This is a genomic window from Methanobacterium petrolearium (genome assembly GCF_017873625.1).
In the GTDB taxonomy this organism is placed as follows: Archaea; Methanobacteriota; Methanobacteria; order Methanobacteriales; family Methanobacteriaceae; genus Methanobacterium; species Methanobacterium petrolearium.
The window spans coordinates 185,290-203,494 of record NZ_JAGGKL010000002.1; the positions used below are offsets into that span (position 1 = coordinate 185,290).

An 18,205-nucleotide genomic window follows, 5' to 3' on the forward strand; every position below is an offset into this window, starting at 1 on the left:
TTTACAATTCATCTTTTATAATTCCCCGCACAATTTTTTTAAGTTTACCTAAACTACCCTCGTTAACTACCATGTAGTCAACATTGGCAATAACCTCCCCTATCCCGAACTTAAGTTCTCTCTGGTCCCTTTTTCGAAACTCCTCAGACTCTGCAGAGTCATCAGATCTCATCCTTTTTTTAAGCCTCAAAAAACGAGTTTCAGGCTTAGAATGGACAGCAATGACTTTAAAATAGGGGAAGTTGTTTTTAAATATTTCAACCTCCCATGGACTGCGAATACCTTCAATAAGAAATAATTGAGATTTATTTAACTGTGATTTATCATTGGTATGGGAAGTTTCATCTGAATTCTTTATAATATCTACGCATCGTTCTGCAACCACATATTTCCCGTACTCCTTACGTAGTTGAACTGCGACTTTCCCGGGGGTTTTATTCTGTTTGTGGGCTTCATCTCTTATCACATCACCCATCCTCACTACTTTCATCCCCAGGCTCTCTGCTGTCCTGGATACTATACTTTTACCAGATCCAGGCATTCCTGTAACTCCAATTACTTTCATGATGACACTTCTTTATTAAAATGGTTGGATATCATTTCCAGTGATTTAGAAATATTTTTCTTGTTATCAAATTCATTAACCATATCTATCAACTGATCTCTGGGATATTCTTTTAGTTTTTCCAGTTCCTGAATCATCAATGGTATGGTTCGTACCACATTATCAACAATAGTTATTGATGCAGTTTGAGCTGTTCGTGATAAAGGATTCAAATCAATTGTTATAACCTTTTTACCGGATTTTACCAGCGCTTCTGCCCTGTCACCATCCTCCAATGGCACTAAAACTACATCAGCTCGGCTAACGCCCTCGGGATGTGCACGAGATCTGGGACCTTCCAGACCAGCTATAGGAACATAATCATCCTCTTGCCTACCAAGAATCTTTTCTGCACCTGCATTTTCCAATAATTCCTCCATTTTTCTTACCCGCTGCGGGGTGCGATAGAATAAATTGATCTCAATGGTGGCAGGAATCAAACGTGATAGTTCAACGATTTTTTCCGCAGCAAGAACACCAGAATTCCCATTAACAGATATCACAGGATTTTCAGCCAGTAACATGGCAGAAACTCCTACTTTAATGGCTTTGATTGCAGGCAGATTCGTCTTTTCACCTAAAATATAGTCAAATGCCTCACCCCTACCATGGGCAATCAGGGCAGTATCTGCTAGAATTCCTTCCTGGTAAGCTTTGGCCATTTTTTCCCTTAAAATAAGAGAATTATACCGGGGATGATTTAGGGATATTTCATGCATTTGCAACTTCCTTTACTCACTTTTTTATTTTAATTCTATGAATTTTTTTATTTTATTTAGATTTTATAAATAGCGGATTTTATTATCCTAAAGAATGGCATATTAAAAATATTATCTGAATAGTATCATTTATAAAAATTAGAAAAAATTAAATCACTAGATTTTACTCACAGTTTCCATTACACTTATGGGTTTATTTCCTGCGTTACTGAAAATCTTTTCTTCTGTCTTCAATTTCACTGTTTCACCCGTTAACGCTCCGTAACTATTGTCCACAATATAAACATCCGGTTTAACATTGGAACGGATGTCATATTCTACCTTTACGTAAGCCATTTTCTCCCCCGCCTCAATAATAGTCCCATATGTGAAATCACGATGGTAACGTATTCTAAATATGAGGTATACAGCTACAACAGCTACAACTGCAAATATCAGGATGGTTAGTGACGGGAAGAAACTTAGTGAAAATGCCATTAGCAAGTTAGTATTGGTGCTTACTATTACCAGGATAATTCCCACTGCTATGTACATTAAAAAGAAATCTCGATAGGCAGGGAATTCTGGGCCGTACATTAATTTAACCCGGTTAAATAGGATATATAATGTATAGGCTACTATTAAAATTCCTAAAATCCCATATATTATAATTGAAATGAAGTTAAACAGATAAATAACTGATAAAATTAAAAATGCTGCGGATAATAGTTGCAGACGAAAAATGGTATCTTCCTTTTCTTTGGATGTGAAAGGGACTGAGATAAGAAGAGTGTCTGATTCAGTTTTCTCTTCACTTTTCCTCTGGACCGGTTCTTTTGATGAGATTTTTTCATTATTAATGATCGGAAGGGTTTTTTCATCAACAGTTACTTTATTTTTAACCTTGGAAACATTTTCTTTCAAAGTTTCTGTGTCAATTTTTTCTTTAACCCGGTCTCGATCAATATTTCGCAGTTTCTGGGGAATTTTTGGTATGGCAAGGATTATGGCCCCCAGAACTGAGAAAAATCCCAGTATACTGTTTCCAATTTTACTGAATAATCCCATAATTATCACACTTTTTTTAGTTTACTAACTAAATTTGTTTGGGCATAATCAAAAATAAATAATTTATAATTTTTTTTAGATATCCTTCATTGTAGTTGGTGGCTAATGTCGATAGGGAAATTTTTGCCATTATCACCCTTACCCACAGGCCAATATATAGTTACTTGGTGCCATCCTTTAGTGAACGTAGCGTTACTGAAAGTAACATTATAATTTGTTGTAGCGCTGATGAATTTTGTTGTAGTTCCAGATAAGGGGACGTACATTCCAATAACTTGACTGTTATCTCCAATTAAATTCATGGTTGATGGGATATATACACTAATAGTCCTTTTTGCACCAGGACCATTGGCATAAACCAGGTTTACTGCATTGGCAATATTTTGTATGGCATTTTTTGTATCGGATGTTTTTGAAATGTCCATAGTGGAGCTCACCGAATTACTCACAAGAGGAACAGTAATCGTTGCCAATATTATTAGTATTACTACTACGATGAGTAAATACTCCGCTGATGCTTGTCCTTTATCTTCCATATCAATCACTGTTATTATTACTATAATTTATGACAGAGCATTTATATAAACATTGGCACAGCATAACGTGTGGAAGCAACTCTGCGTTAATTTTGACTCGCAATGGAAATATTCACATGGCATACGTACTATCTGTTAAATGATCCACGATAAAATTATTTGTAACATAAATGCAATATCCCCAATAAACAGAGATATCAATAGTCCAATGAAAATGGACGGTGCAAAGGGAACTCCCTTTTTCACCCGGAATTTATCAGAAATCTTGCCCTCATCTCGTAGTTTTTTAAGTAATTTGATATCATCTGAAGTTAATCCTGCGGCTAAAGTTCCAACCAATCTCTTTCCAGGAGGTGCTGTGATAATGTTGAGATCCCTGGTTTTAAATGCTTCTTTTATCTTAGATATGAAACTTTTATCATCAACATAGACCTCATCATCGCGCTTGTAAACATTATGGGCGGGTATCATCCCTTCAGAGAGTTCTTCTAATGGATATTCGTCTTGAAGTGCCTTTTTACTCACCGAAGTTAAAAGTTGTCTAATGATTCTAACAACAGTTAAGGAGATAAACAACACGATAATACTGATAATTGTAACATTGAAACTGTAGAAAAGGGAAGCAACCACAACCAAGGACACCAAAACAGCTTTCACATAATTGGGCAGCTTAGATATCACCATAGTGAGTAAGTAGATTAACAACAAGGAGATTATTATAATCTGCAAACCTATCTGCTGACTTATGAAAATAGTTATGGTCACTGATGAAGTGATAACCAGGGTAAGAACCAGGTTTTTTTTATACTCTTTCACTGGTGATAATAATTCACCCATTAAGTAAGGTTTGGTCTTGGCCACCACATAAAAGACATATATCAAGATAAAGGGGAGAATTGATAATATACTGTTAATGATCAATGTTAACGGGAAAGGGTAGGTTGCTTCAAGTGGGAATTGAATTCCTAATATCTTATAAGATACCAGGGCAGGGTAGAATGGAAGAAGTGCTGCAAGGGCGGTGAAGAGCTTCACATCACCTCCAGCCCAGGCCCCAAACTTCCAGAAAATATAACCTAAAACGAATATAACTCCAGTGACCACCAAACATATTATGATATACCAGATCTCACCAATCATCAACGCATAAATCCCGTTAAGTATTATGCCCAAACCAATAAGTGGAAAAGTTAATTTATTAGGGATAATACCACGTTTAAGATCCGAGTAACTGGCATAAAGACAGGCAACTATTGCGATTATGGTGGTGATTAAGGGGATTTGGATAAACATCTATTTCCTCAGTAAATTATCGGTGTAACATATAGTAAAATTCTCATAAAAGCATGTCTTATTTCAAAGGTATTTTTTATCCTTCAATCCCTGTTTTTCGTTTATGATTGATAAGTGATGCCTTTAAAAATGACACAAAGATTGGATGAGCTTTGTTGGGACGTGATTTGAATTCCGGGTGAAACTGACATCCCAAAAACCAGGGATGGTCCTTTAACTCCACCATTTCCACCAGAAAGTCATCAGGCGAAGTTCCAGAGATTATAAGTCCTTTTTCTATAAGAACATCCCTATAATCATTGTTTAATTCATAACGGTGGCGGTGGCGTTCACTTACTTCATCCTCACCATAAGCTTCCTTGGCCATGGTACCATCATTAAGTTTGCAGGGATAAGAACCCAATCTCATGGTTCCTCCCATATTTTTAACCTTTTTTTGTTCTTCCATAAGATCAATAACCGGATAAGGTGTTTTTTTGTCAAATTCGGTGCTGTGAGCTCCATCAAAACCATTTAAACGTGCAAATTCAACTACCATACACTGCATTCCCAAACAAATTCCAAAGAGAGGAACACCATTTTCGAGGGAATAACGCACTGCATCAAGTTTTCCCTGAATTCCCCGTTCACCAAAACCTCCCGGTATTAAAATGGAGTCAAGATGACGTAACTTTTCTTCATCAATGGTTTCTTCAGCCTGTATCCAATCTATATCAACTTTGATTCCCAGATGGGCAGCAGCATGTTTTAAAGATTCCCTTATACTCATATATGCATCTTCCAGTTCCACGTACTTACCAACGATTCCCACACTAACATGGTGGTCATCCTGCTTCATGGATTCAACTACGTGTTCCCATCCAGTAAGGTCCTGTTCTCCAGTTTTTAGTTTAATCCGATTAATAATATATTCTCCAACGTTTTCCTGGTTTATAATCAGGGGAACTTCATAAATAGAAGCCACATCAGGTGTGTTAATCACTGCTTCCCGGTCCACGTCACAAAAATGAGCAATCTTATTTTTAAGGGGCTGATCAATAGATAATTCTGAACGGCAGATAATCATATCGGGAATTATACCGGTACTACGGAGTTCTTTAGTGCTGTGCTGGGTGGGTTTGGTTTTGAACTCACCCGCAGCCCGCAGGTATGGTACGTAGGTTACATGGACGAACATCACATTATCATGACCTTCCTCGTTTCGAAGTTGTCTTAAAGCTTCCAAGAAGGGTTGGCTTTCAATATCCCCTACGGTTCCTCCCACTTCCACCAAAACCACTTCAGCCTCGCTTTCACCAGCGATCTTTCGGACCATGTCCTTTATTTTATTGGTGATATGAGGAATGATTTGCACACAGGAACCCAGGTAATCACCCTTACGTTCATGGTTAATAACAGAAGAATAAACTTTTCCTGTGGTTATATTTGATTTTCCAGAGAGATTCACATCTAAAAAGCGTTCGTAGTGCCCTAAATCAAGGTCAGTTTCCATACCGTCCTCAGTAACGAACACCTCTCCATGCTGGTAAGGGTTCAAAGTACCAGAATCCCAGTTAAGATAAGGGTCAATCTTGATGGCAGTGACATCCACACCATATGACCTTAAAATTCTACCAATCGAAGCTGCTGTTATTCCTTTTCCAATTGAACTTACCACACCACCAGTTACCACTATATATTTAGACAGATGAATCATCTCCTAAAAAGATTTTAACATTATTATCAGTTCTAAGTTCGTGTTCCCATGAACCGATTTTTTGCTGTTTCCATGGGAAAACTTGCTTAATAGAACTTGCCTAATATGAACATCTATGTATTTGTGAATCTCATTAAAAATAGTTACCTAAGGATGTACCTAGGAATTGGAAAATTCCATTCATAAATAGACTGTGGACATGTATAATGTGGGGTGTGAAGGATTATGGTGAATAAAGTTGCAGAACTTTATTATGGGCAGAGTATTCACTCTTATTATGTAGGGGGGGTAACTCTTTCAAACCGTATTTTCTTTCTAAGGCTTTTAAGATAAGATGATCTGCCAAATGAGGATTTTTAGGCAGTAAAGGTCCGTGGAGATATGTTCCGATACAATTTAGGTACACCATTCCCTCCTGGTTATCTTTGCCATTGTTACCGTATCCAACCACAACCTCTCCCAATGGTTTATGATCGTGGTATGTGCGACCTCCATGGTTTTCAAAGCCCACCAGAGTCTCAGGGGTAAGTCCCAAACTGTTCTTGATTATGATGTTGCCAATAAGCCGTCCTTCTTCACTACGTGTGTGGTAATCAAATATTCCAAGACCAGGAACATCATTCCCCTCAGCATCAATATATTTTTCTCCTAAAAGCTGGTAACCTCCACAAATAGCAAGAACAGGAGCCCCATCTTCAATCAAATCTCCCACTTGTTTTTTGTAATTTAATAGATGGGAGTACACGATATTCTGACCCCGATCAGATCCCCCTCCAATGAAGAAAAGATCACCATCTGTCAATGGGGCTTCATGGTTCATGCTGAACCCCACCACCTCAACATTGATGCCCCTCCATTGGCATCTTTGACGAAGGCAGGTTACGTTACCCAGATCTCCGTACAGATTTAAAAGATCAGGATACATATGGTATATTTTCAGTTCCATGTTCATTCCCTGTGGTTATTTTTGTTAAACTAAATATTTATTCAAATTTTTTGTTGTTCAAATCTTGAAATTCTTTAAATATTCACGGAAATGTGACATTTTTTTACTGGTACCTGTTAAATTGGCTAGGACCAGTTCACGTGCCTGAAAAACTGCCGTATATGTGGGTAAAAGGTAGATGATCTCAACCTTTTCTTGTAATACTTTTCCGATGGCATGATCCATGTCATCATCAACTTCCACCAGTTCATCAGGCACCCCTGCATATTTGAGTCTTAGGGCTATGTCCTCTGCCCTACGACCAGAGCAAAAGATTTGATTAATATTTTTAATGTTGACAGTTTTTTCCACTTCTGCATCCCATATCCAGGATACATCCCTACCATCAGCAGGGTTATCGTTAAGCACGAATAACATTGATTTTGAACGTTCATCAAGTGATATACTGCTTATGGTTTCAGTGAGCCCAATAGGATTTTTGACCAGGGCAATTTTAACTATTTTATCTGGGAATTGGAAGTTTTCCATCCTGCCCAGATGGTATTCAAATTCCTCTATTGAACTGGCAACCCTGTCCATGGGTAACCCTATTTCCAGTGCTGTGGATATGGCTGCACAGCAGTTATAAGCATTGTAAATCCCTTCATATGGGAATGTGATATTTTGAGAGTCATGATCCTTTTTTAAGAATCTGAAATGGTACTGATGTTCATGGTAATCAATTCCAGTGATACTATAATCATAAGAGGGGTTTTTAAACCCACAATCAGGGCATTGATATCCGCCTAACTGTCCATAATTGTAATAATCGTATTCAAGGTAACTGCTGCAGGCGGGACAGAATCTGGATTCTACTATTGCCTGTTGGTTGGTACTGTACTGGTTACGAGTAACTCCATAATAGATATTCTTTTTATTAAGTTTTCGAAAGTTAGAAACCAGAGGGTCGTCAGCATTAAGGATCAAAGTCGTGTTCAAAGGTTCAAGAGCTTCCAATATATCCTGGAATGCTTTTTCAATCTCACCATAACGGTCAAGCTGGTCGCGGAAGAAATTGGTGACTAGAACGTAGTCTGGTTTAATATCTTCAGTAACCTTCTGAAATGAACCTTCATCAACTTCGAAGATCCCCCAGTCATACTGTTTTTTTCGATCATGTAAGAAGGCACTGACCAGTCCCTGTGGCATGTTAGCACCCCGTAAGTTGGAAAGAACTGGAGAAAATTCCCTTCTGAAAATGAAATTAAGCAGGTTGTTGGTGGTGGTTTTGCCGTTGGTCCCGGTAATCAGGATTTTGTTATGGCAACGTTCATTTACCATCTTTAAAATTTCAGGATAGATGGTCATGGCCACTTTACCTGGCATGGCACTGGCACTACTTTTAAGGAGTTTCCTGAGTATGAAAGAAACGATATTGCCTGCAACAACTGCAAAGTAATACCTAAAACTGGAATAACTTATGATAATTCCCACCTTTATAGATTATACTGATTTTGAATAAGTTTTTCTTTACTGGGAGTGATTTTTTTTTAAACGAAGCGATTTTGATTGATGAATTCTTACGCTTTTTTGCACTGGCTATAATCTATGAAAAATTTCAAAAACTTATAACCTTCCATCAACTCTTTAGAACTATTTTTAAAACTATTCTCCACTGAAGATTCATTATATGCTTCAGTTTTGTCAGATTCACATCCTGGAGAATACATTGCATAAGGAATGGGATCTGAGGTGTGTGTTCTCACATCAATTGGTGTGGGATGATCAGGAAGTATGGCAATGGCATAATCACCAAGGGAAGGAAGTTCTTCTAAGAGTTTTCCCAGTATACGGCGGTCTATACGTTCAATGGCCAGTATTTTTTCTTGGATATCACCAGCGTGTCCTGCTTCATCAGGGGCTTCCACATGGATAAATACCAGATCATGATCTTGAAGAGCTTCCAGGGCAAAGTTGACCTTACCACAGTAATCAGTGTCATAATAACCGGTTGCACCGGGAACATGAACATTGGTAAGTCCTAAGTACGTACCGATTCCTTTAATAAGATCCACACCAGTAATAGTTGCACCTTTAATGCCATAGGTATCAACAAATGGAGGCATTTGGGGTTTGGTGCCCTGACCCCACAGCCATATCATATTTGCTAATTTTTTACCCTTATCTAACCGTTTCTGATTCACAGGGTGTTTTTCCAGGATTTTAGATGTTTTATACATTAGTTCATTTAGTTTGATTGCTAAGGGATCATTTTCTGGTTTCAAGAGATGTTCAGTTATTGGTTCTCCCACCACATCATGGGGTGGTGTTGATTCAAGCGTAGCTGCATCCTTTTTTTTGTATACAAAGAGATGTCTGTAACTGGTTCCCAGATAAAATTTCCCGTAACGATAAAAATGTTGGTTCAGGGCTTCTATGAGTTGGGATGCCTCGGCAGTGCTGATATGCCCGGCATTAAAATCATCAAGCCTACCCTCATCTTCAGTGATGAAATTGCATCGGAACCCCACATCATCATCTGAAAGTTCAGCTCCGATACTGGCAGCTTCTAATGGTCCACGGCCAGTGTAATATTTCTTGGGATCATAACCCATTATGGATAGATTGGCAACATCTGAACCTGGGGCCATTCCTGGGGGCACAGTTTGTAACATGCCGCATGAACCATTTTTAGCTATAAAGTCCATATTTGGGGTTTTAGCTTGCTGGAGTGGTGTTTTACCGTCCAGTTCTTTAAGGGGTAAATCAACCATCCCATCCCCAATAACCACTACATATTTCATTATTAAATATCTCCTAAACTGTAGAATTATTAAAATAGTGCTCTGGAAAACCTAAGAACTATTAATATTGAATTTGTCCATGAATATGGTTATTATTTTACTCTATCTTCTTATTTTCCAGATGCTTACAATGTCACTTAAAATTGCTGAAGCTGTTTCCACTGAACCAGCACCCTTTCCAACTACAGTCACATCATCGGCAAGGTCAGTTTTAAGGGTTGCTACGTTAAGTGTGCCTTCCACTGCAAATGGAGATCCTTGACGAACCAGACGAGGTGATACTTCCAATGCATCAGGTGAAGCTTCTCCTATGAGTTTGATAAGCATACCCTCCTTTTTGGCCAGTGCTATGGATTCTGATGTGATCTTTGAAATTCCTTCTACTTCTACATCTTTAAGGGTCACGGGTAGGTTAAGTATGGAGTTGGCCATTATAACGATTTTGCAGGCTGCATCAATCCCTTCCACATCCTGATAAGGATTTGTTTCTGCAATTCCCATTTCTTGAGCTTCTTGGAGGGTTTGTTCATATGATGATCCTTCATTAGCCATCCTTGACAAGATGTAGTTGGTGGTTCCGTTTAAAATTCCATATATTGATTCAATGTTGCATCCTGCCAGTGTTTCGTGGGCGAAGTTAATGATTGGCATTGCACCACCAACACATGCTTCGAATTTCAATTCCACACCATTTTTCCTGGCACAATCTCCCAGTTCCTGGAATGATAATGCTAAAGGGCCTTTGTTAGATGTAATTACATCCTTACCATCTGCCATGGCCTTTATAATATGGCTGCGGGCAGGTTCGCCATCATTGATATCAGTGGGGGTTACTTCAACCAGACAATCGTATTCCACATCTTCCAGAACCTGAAGACTGTCAACGCCGGAGGCACCGTAATCTAGATAAAGTGAGATTTTTCCTTTATCTGTTTTGGTTTCTAGAAGTAATTCTTCATCCAGACCATCTTCTTTAATGGCTGCACCGGAACGATCACTAACAGCAACAATCTGGGGTTTTAAGCCATATTCACTTTCCAAATATTCCTTTTTCATGGACAGTACACGGGCGACTCCCTGACCCACCGCTCCGAAGCCTAAAATAACAATTTTCATAAGTTCACCTTATTAAACTACATTAACATAAATTGTAATCTTCTATTCATCTACATTGACACAGATCGTAATCTTTTATTAAACCTCATTGATTACCAGAAAACCCTTATCAACACCTAATTTTTTGATATTTTCCAATATCTCTTTTTTGCGCCCGAAATCTGCTTCCATAACCATCTTGGTGGCGGAATTTTCGCCTTTATCAGACATTTTTAAATCTAGGTCAGCCACTCTCACGCCTTCCATCTGGTTTAACTGGGTAACCGTATCTTGAACATCTTTTTCCACAATATCTCCTACCAGAACAGTTGTTATCTGTTCTTTGCGCAGTACACCGTCTACTTCCATTATCTGAATATTTTTAGATTCCAGGGCATCCATTATTCTGTCCAGAGTTTCTTTATCACCTTCAATGGTTATCTGAACAGGAACAGTTCCTCTCTCTGTTTTAACATCCCGCTGGTGTATGACAGCCACAATATTGGCACCTAATCTACCCATAGGTTCAAGAGCTTCCATTAATTTACCTGGAACATCTTGCAGGTCAAGTACTAAGTTAAATCTCATTTTACCCACTTTCCTTTCTCCACAATGAGGTTCCCTTCTTCATCTACATGGGTGTTGTGCATGATTTTTTCCGGGTTTTTGTCTTCAGCACAATCTTCTCGTGATAAATTAACGTTGTCAACCATGTAGTGGGTTTCTTCCAGGTCAGGTATGTCCTTCAATGCCTCGGAAAAATTTTGTAATATTTTTTCTGCCTCTTTTTCAATTTTCAATTTAATTCACTCCCAGATGCACTTATTATAATGATAAATCTTTTTGGAACCAATTTACAATGGAAAATCAATTCGTTATAAATATAATTTTGTTCATTTAATAATTTCAATGTTAATCTCAACAATTATTTAATTTAGTTTTCATGAATTTAAATGTCTATAAATTTAAAGGAATTTTTTAAGTTCTCCATATATGTTGGGTCTTTCAGAACTTTCCGTGTGAGTATTTTGTGGATGCCAGATCCGTACTGGGCAGCTTTTTTTGGTCTTTTAACTATTTCAGGGTTTACTCCCCTGTCGCGAGCCACTTCCCTTAAAATGCACTTGCGTAGTCTGTCACCCTGGCCATTGATTTTGTATTTCATAGGTATATTCATGGCCATATTTATAATTTGGAGATCTAGGTAGGGAACTCTCAGTTCAACGCTGTTGGCCATGGTTACTTTATCATCACGTTCCAGATTCACATGGTAAAGATTTTCAACATCGCTCATCAGGTCCTTTTGAGCATTTTCACCCTTTTTATGGTAAAAATCAAGATACCGATGGTATCCTGCGAAGAGTTCGTCTGCTCCCTGGCCGGATAGCATCACTCGAAGACCATTTTCATGGGCCAGCTCTGCTGCCAGATATCCAGTCATACCCACCCCTAATTTCATCAGGTTCCACTCTTCTATGGCATTTACTACAAGGGGGGTGTATTCTCTGACCACTTCTTCATCAACTATTTTAATATGAATTGGAAGGTGCATATATTCCGCAACTTTCTCTGCGCAGTTGAGGTCAGGTGAACCTTCACTACCCACGGCATATAACTCAGTTTCAACCCCCAGATCAGCACACAACACAGTCAGGAGAGTACTGTCCACACCCCCGGAGAATAACATTCCCACCCTATCAAGTCCTCTGATTCTCCTTTGCACAGATTTCAGGATAAGATCCTTTAAAATGTTTTTGATATAGTCCTTGTTTAGGGTACGGGGAGTATTTTCAAATTCTTTTGATTCATTTCGTGATAAATCTTCTTTCCAGGATAGTCTTGGGGGTAATGCCACCGGTTCCTGATTGTGCAACATGAAACTTGGAGGTAAACTATGGGTTTCGTTTATTCCTGCTGTCCAAAGGGCTTTTTTTTCTGATGCAAAACCAAACAAACCGTTTTCATTACCATAATAAAGTGGTTTGACTCCTACTGGATCTCTGACTGCTACTAAATCTTTACCATCATAGGCAGCAAAGGCATAATCACCATCAAGTTGTTCTGCAACCAGAGGAATGGTTTTTAATAGAGAACCATTGTAATATTCTTTAATAAGGGCTAAAACTACTTCCGAATCACTATCAGTTTTAAAATCATAATTAAATTCTTTTTCAAGTTCAGAATGTAGCTGAGAATAATTATATACTTCTCCGTTACAGACCAAAACAATTCTACCCTGATGTAAAGGTTGCACAACTTCTGATCCCACAATTGACAGAAGGTTATGGCCCAGTCCAAAGTTACCCTGGGGCATAGTCAGATCTTCAAGGTTACCATGGGATATTTCACCATCAATGAAAATTCCTGATTTATCAGGGCCTCTGTGTTTAAGGGTCAGTAACATATTATACAGTTTGTCACCAGTATCTTTACCGACAATCCCACATATCGCACACATAATAAGTAATCCCATAATTTTTTTGATTCATTAAATCTTCTTGATTCAATAAATAGATTTTACCTTTGATAAAGTTCATAACTCTAGAATTTGCTAAAAACCTTAATTAAATTCAATTTTATCAAATAATTTCTTAGGTTTAAAACTAAAGCTTCATTAGAGAAGATAAGTGAAATATTAAAAAAGAGTTTTTGAACATGGTTAAGGGAGTTGTTCCTAGTCAGTTAGGTGGGATGACATACAGGCATCACAATCAGCAGGCATTTTTCCTTTTTCCTGGTGTAACTGACAGAGCATTTCATCATTCTTAACTTTTCTACATATTTCACAAAAGTGAGGTATTATATCTCTTTGAGTGTATTTGTCTTCCACCAAACCCTTGGCGAATTCTTTGATTAGTTGTTGTGTCTCATCGTTGAATTTAATCCCATGTCCTCTTTTGTCACTAATGTACTGAGAAACTGCGGGTTGAGTAATGTCCAAAAGTTCAGATATCTCCTTCTGTTTCATACCCAGATCCATGAGTTCTTTAGCCAGTTCAGACCTTATGGTGGGGATAACATACCACACAACTATTTCACATGGAGGTCTCATTTAAATCACTAATTCCTCTTTTTACATTTCATTATCAATTTTTTATCTCAAAACAACCTGGGGGTAGCGATTATTCTATAATAATCGAATTTTTACTATAAAAATCTTTATTTGCTAACTTTTGATAATATTATAGGTTAAAAAATATTCTATTATTTCTTGGTTTATTTTTATTTCAAATCAAATATCTTAAATGTATGTATTTTTTTATTTTTTTAAAACCAAGTGATAATTGTTCAGATGGTTATATTCCTGCTCCTTCGGAGAAAATTTCTTCCATCTCAGTTTTACGGGTTAATAATCCATTGGATTTCATTATTTGTGAAGTGATTCCTAATTCTTTGATCTGTATTTCCAGTTCATCCTGGCGTTTTAACAGGAAGGTAATAACCTCTGCCACTGGATCAGGTAATTTTCCGTGATCCAAATCAATGGCACATTTACGTTCCTCTTGAACAACCCTGCCTGGTATACCTACACAGGTTGAACCTGCAGGGACCGGTTTTAGGACAACTGATCCTGCACCGATCTTGGAAACATCTCCAATTTTAACGTCACCGATAATTTTAGCACCGGAACCAATTACAACACCATTACCAATGGTCGGATGTCTTTTTTTCTTTTCCAGACTGGTACCTCCTAGAACTACACCCTGGTAAATCAGTACATCTTTCCCTATTTCTGTGGTTTCACCAATAACCACTCCCATCCCATGATCAATGAATACTCTTTTACCAATGGTGGCACCAGGGTGTATTTCGATCCCGGTTAACAGACGATTGATGGTTGATGTGAATCGGCCCAAAAATAATAGTTTATGTTTCCAGAACCAACTGGCCAGCCTATGGAACCAGATGGCATGCAAACCAGGATAGCAGAAGAATATTTCTAGGCTACTCCTGGCAGCAGGGTCACGCATACGTACCATTTCTAAATCTTCTTTAATCTTATTAAACATTATTTGTCTCCTGAAAAATTTTTTAATAATTTTTCGATGAATTAATTCAAGTAAAACATGAAATTTATATTCAACAAGTTTCAAAAACATTGAATTGAATAGTATGTTTGGTTTTCTTTTTTCTTACTTAACTTAACGTTATATTTGAGGAATAGTGTCTTCGTAGGTTCTGTAGATTTCTTCGAAAACCCATCTAACACTAAGGTACCGTTCACCGGTATCAGGGAGTATTACAACAATTGTTCTGCCTTTGTTTTCTTCACGTTGGGCAAGTTCCACTCCTGCCCGGGTGGCTGCTCCAGATGAGATACCTGCCAGTATTCCTTCTTCTCTGGCTAGTTTTAAGAGGTAATCACCAGCATCTTCATCTTTAACCTGAATAACTTCGTCGATTAAATTGACTTCGTATATTTCTGGCACAAAACCAGCTCCGATTCCTTGTATTTTGTGTGGTCCTTTTTTTCCTCCAGATAGGACTGGACTTGTGGCTGGTTCAACTGCTACTGCCTTAATTTCAGGTTTTTTCTCCTTCAGAGCTTGTGCAAGGCCAGTGATGGTTCCACCTGTTCCCACTCCTCCCACAATTATGTCCACTTTTCCATCGGTGTCTCTCCAGATTTCTTGGGCAGTAGTTTCCCGGTGAATTTTGGGATTAGCCGGATTTTTGAACTGTTGGAGCATTACAGCGTTAGGTGTCTTTTTGACTAGTTCTTCGGCTTTGGCTACTGCACCGGGCATTCCAGATGCACCAGGTGTTAGGACAATTTCTGCACCGAAGGTTGCTATTAGTTTTCTTCTTTCAATGGACATGGTGTCAGGAATGGTTAATATCAGCCGGTATCCTTTTGCTGCAGCTACAAATGCCAGGGCTATTCCAGTGTTTCCACTGGTAGGTTCAATTAAAACTGAATCAGGAGTTATGAGTCCTTTTTCTTCACCATATTCTACTAATGCTACACCAATTCTGTCTTTGACACTGCTAATGGGGTTGAATGATTCAAGTTTTACTAAAATCTCTGCATTTAAACCTTCACTTATTCTATTTAACCGTACCAGGGGAGTGTTTCCAATGGTTTCGGTTATATCGTTTGCTATTCCTCGTGTTAATTCTGGTATTTTTACCATTTTTTCACCTTTTATTGTATATAACTCCACTTATATAACTATTGTTATATAATTCAAAAACAAAAACATAACTATTATTATATAACAATTGTTATATTTCAATTATTGGAAAATAATATAAAGCTTTCGGTCAGTTCTACTTCAAAAAGTGTAAAGCAATCAAATTAAACTGGTAAATTATTCATCCAATTTCTGCAATGCTTCTTCGATAAAAAGAGGCATGATTAAAGGTCTAACACCTTTTTTTAACAGTTTTTTCCGAGCCCCTTCTCCTATTTGACTCACCAAGAGTACATCACAATCTGAAATTAGATCTATGGTTTTTTCCTTAAGTTCAGGACTCCCACCACATCGGGGGGCAGTTTGGCGAATTTCAATAAAGTCATATTTGCCGTTGTCTTTAAGTTCAATTATCATGAATCTGTCTGCCTTACCAAAATGTTGATTGACATATTTACCATCATTACTTGCAACGGCTACTTTAACTGGCATTTGATCACACACAAATAATCTTAAATATTATAGTTTTTTGTTGTTTTTTGATAATTAATTATTATTTTTAAGATAATTTTATATTTTTATTCATTTTTTTGGGTTTGACCCCGGTTAATTGGGCCAATGCATCTTCAATAAATGTGGGCGCTATATAGGGGTCAATATTATTTTTTATCTTCGATGATTATATTCAGTTCTCCCAGTTTAGTCCTTATATCATCTGCAAGTTCCCATTCATTTTTTTGACGAAGTTTTTCTCGGATATTGGTAATTAAATCAACCAATTCTTCCGTTAAATCATCATGTTGCCGGTTTGTAAGGAAATCAACGCCTAAAATGTCCCCAATTTTTAGTAAAAATATTTTAATATGGTTTAGTATGTATTTAGAGATTTTTGAGTGATTAATGTCCCGATTTATTTCTCTTATAAAATCAAAGAGGGATGAAAGTGCCAGGGGGGTGTTAAAATCATTGTCCATGGCTTCCAGAAATTTTTCCCGGGTTTCAGTGAGTAGTTTAATTTGGTGTTTGTCCGCAGCACTGTTTTGGGGTACTTCACTTTCCAGGAGATCTTCTACAGTTTCTGCAAGTTTATATATTCTTTTAAGTCCTTTATGGGATTGTTCCAGTATTTCCTGGCTGAAATCAATGGGGCTGCGGTAATGGGTGGATATAACAAAGAACCTGAAGACTTCAGGCGAATAATTTTTCAATAACTCTCTGATGGTGATGAAGTTTCCCAGGGATTTGGACATCTTCTCACCCTTAACATTTAAAAAGCCAGTGTGCATCCAGTAGCGGACCATGGGTTTTAAGCTGGATGTTGATTCCATCTGGGCAATTTCTGCCTCGTGATGGGGGAATATGAGATCCAGACCTCCTCCATGTAAATCGTATTGTGGTCCGAAATATTCTTCAGTAATGGCAGTGTCTTCAATGTGCCATCCAGGACGTCCTGTGCCCCATGGTGATTCCCAAAAAGGTTTTTCATCTTTTTTTTTCCACAATGCGAAGTCTCCAGGATTTCGCTTGGTGGAGTCAGGGTTCACACGGTGCACATTCAGATCCTCAATGTTTCTGTTAGAGAGTTTACCAAATTCTGGGAATTGGGACTCATCAAAGTAGACTCCGCTTTCTGTTTCGTAGGCAAAACCCTTGGAAAGGAGAGTTTCTATTTGTGAAATTATTTCAGGTAAGTGTTCAGTGGCTCTGGCATACAGATTAACATTTTCCACACCCAGAGTTTTCATATCCTCAATGTATTTTTTTTCAAATTTTCTGGCCAATTTTATAGGGTCTTCCCCAGTTTCCGCAGCTCTTTTAATGATTTTGTTGTCAATATCTGTGATATTTTGCAAATAAAAAACTGAAAAACCTTTATATTTGAGATAACGTGAGATAACATCAAAGGAAATATAGGTTCTTGCGTGTCCGATGTGTGCGTTATCATAAACAGTTGGCCCACAAACAAACAGATTCACCCGGTTCTCATTCATTGGTTTGAATTTTTCTTTTTTGCGGGTCAGAGTATTGTAAATTTTTATCATTGGGGTCACGAAGATTTTAATGAATTAACCATAAATTATCGATTTCATGATTTATTCACTTTTCTAAAGTTTTATTATTTAATGGAATTGAAGGCCGAGATTGGGATTTGAACCCAAGTATCATGGTCTGCAGCCACGCACCTAACCGCTCGGTCATCTCGGCAAAAAAGATATTTCAAAGGTATCCTTATACAGTTGAAGACACTTTCTCAATGGGCATTACAAACATTAACAATTGTTATATATAAATATTGTTGTACTTATTCGAATTGATTATTCCATCAAATTTTTATATATTAATACAACAGA

At 37.7% G+C, this 18,205-nt stretch carries 18 protein-coding genes and 1 tRNA gene; all 19 read right to left on the reverse strand.

Features of this window, described 5'->3' with window-relative positions:
* Position 1: 1 nt before the first annotated feature.
* Positions 2 to 565 carry an AAA family ATPase gene (locus tag J2743_RS02920; protein ID WP_209625059.1) on the reverse strand — a complete coding sequence of 188 codons (564 nt, stop codon included), beginning with the start codon at positions 563 to 565 and terminating at the stop codon, positions 2 to 4.
* Entirely contained in the window at positions 562 to 1,323 is a 762-nt protein-coding gene (locus tag J2743_RS02925; protein ID WP_209625060.1) for a phosphopantothenate/pantothenate synthetase, read from the reverse strand. Before J2743_RS02925 ends, J2743_RS02920 begins: the two co-directional genes overlap by 4 nt.
* Positions 1,324 to 1,479: 156 nt before the next feature.
* Positions 1,480 to 2,370, reverse strand: coding sequence for a DUF2101 family protein (locus J2743_RS02930; protein WP_209625061.1), 891 nt, complete (start codon positions 2,368 to 2,370; stop codon positions 1,480 to 1,482).
* An 86-nt stretch (positions 2,371 to 2,456) separates the two neighbouring features.
* Positions 2,457 to 2,795 (reverse strand): hypothetical protein, encoded by a 339-nt coding sequence (locus J2743_RS02935; RefSeq protein WP_245247973.1) that lies wholly within the window; start codon positions 2,793 to 2,795, stop codon positions 2,457 to 2,459.
* A 246-nt stretch (positions 2,796 to 3,041) separates the two neighbouring features.
* Positions 3,042 to 4,199 carry an A24 family peptidase C-terminal domain-containing protein gene (locus J2743_RS02940; protein ID WP_209625063.1) on the reverse strand — a complete coding sequence of 386 codons (1,158 nt, stop codon included), beginning with the start codon at positions 4,197 to 4,199 and terminating at the stop codon, positions 3,042 to 3,044.
* A gap of 76 nt (positions 4,200 to 4,275) precedes the next feature.
* Entirely contained in the window at positions 4,276 to 5,895 is a 1,620-nt protein-coding gene (pyrG, locus tag J2743_RS02945) for a glutamine hydrolyzing CTP synthase (protein ID WP_209625064.1), read from the reverse strand.
* Positions 5,896 to 6,118: 223 nt separating this feature from the next.
* Entirely contained in the window at positions 6,119 to 6,841 is a 723-nt protein-coding gene (locus tag J2743_RS02950) for a type 1 glutamine amidotransferase (protein WP_209625065.1), read from the reverse strand.
* Between the two features lie 57 nt (positions 6,842 to 6,898).
* Positions 6,899 to 8,314 carry a MurT ligase domain-containing protein gene (locus J2743_RS02955; RefSeq protein ID WP_337972005.1) on the reverse strand — a complete coding sequence of 472 codons (1,416 nt, stop codon included), beginning with the start codon at positions 8,312 to 8,314 and terminating at the stop codon, positions 6,899 to 6,901.
* 86 nt (positions 8,315 to 8,400) lie between these two features.
* Positions 8,401 to 9,624, reverse strand: coding sequence for a cofactor-independent phosphoglycerate mutase (locus tag J2743_RS02960; RefSeq protein ID WP_209625066.1), 1,224 nt, complete (start codon positions 9,622 to 9,624; stop codon positions 8,401 to 8,403).
* 102 nt (positions 9,625 to 9,726) lie between these two features.
* On the reverse strand, positions 9,727 to 10,740 hold the full coding sequence (locus J2743_RS02965) for a homoserine dehydrogenase (protein WP_209625067.1): 1,014 nt from the start codon (positions 10,738 to 10,740) through the stop codon (positions 9,727 to 9,729).
* A 78-nt stretch (positions 10,741 to 10,818) separates the two neighbouring features.
* Complete coding sequence (locus J2743_RS02970; protein WP_209625068.1) at positions 10,819 to 11,307, reverse strand: amino acid-binding protein; 489 nt, start codon at positions 11,305 to 11,307, stop codon at positions 10,819 to 10,821.
* Positions 11,304 to 11,519: an Asp-tRNA(Asn) amidotransferase subunit GatC gene (gatC, locus tag J2743_RS02975; protein ID WP_209625069.1), complete on the reverse strand. Its 216-nt coding sequence runs from the start codon at positions 11,517 to 11,519 to the stop codon at positions 11,304 to 11,306. The genes J2743_RS02970 and gatC overlap by 4 nt, the downstream gene beginning before the upstream one ends.
* Before the next feature lie 149 nt (positions 11,520 to 11,668).
* Complete coding sequence (gene asnB, locus J2743_RS02980) at positions 11,669 to 13,177, reverse strand: asparagine synthase (glutamine-hydrolyzing) (RefSeq protein ID WP_209625070.1); 1,509 nt, start codon at positions 13,175 to 13,177, stop codon at positions 11,669 to 11,671.
* Positions 13,178 to 13,393: 216 nt separating this feature from the next.
* Positions 13,394 to 13,771, reverse strand: coding sequence for a transcriptional regulator (locus J2743_RS02985; protein WP_209625071.1), 378 nt, complete (start codon positions 13,769 to 13,771; stop codon positions 13,394 to 13,396).
* A gap of 244 nt (positions 13,772 to 14,015) precedes the next feature.
* Positions 14,016 to 14,729, reverse strand: coding sequence for a serine O-acetyltransferase (cysE, locus tag J2743_RS02990; RefSeq protein ID WP_209625072.1), 714 nt, complete (start codon positions 14,727 to 14,729; stop codon positions 14,016 to 14,018).
* Positions 14,730 to 14,867: 138 nt separating this feature from the next.
* The gene (cysK, locus tag J2743_RS02995) at positions 14,868 to 15,854 is read right to left on the reverse strand and encodes a cysteine synthase A (RefSeq protein ID WP_209625073.1); all 987 of its coding nucleotides are present in this window, start codon (positions 15,852 to 15,854) and stop codon (positions 14,868 to 14,870) included.
* Positions 15,855 to 16,031: 177 nt separating this feature from the next.
* Complete coding sequence (locus J2743_RS03000; protein ID WP_209625074.1) at positions 16,032 to 16,346, reverse strand: NifB/NifX family molybdenum-iron cluster-binding protein; 315 nt, start codon at positions 16,344 to 16,346, stop codon at positions 16,032 to 16,034.
* A gap of 167 nt (positions 16,347 to 16,513) precedes the next feature.
* Complete coding sequence (gene cysS / locus J2743_RS03005) at positions 16,514 to 17,896, reverse strand: cysteine--tRNA ligase (RefSeq protein WP_245247975.1); 1,383 nt, start codon at positions 17,894 to 17,896, stop codon at positions 16,514 to 16,516.
* A gap of 92 nt (positions 17,897 to 17,988) precedes the next feature.
* Positions 17,989 to 18,059, reverse strand: a tRNA-Cys gene (locus J2743_RS03010).
* Between the last annotated feature and the right edge of the window lie 146 nt (positions 18,060 to 18,205).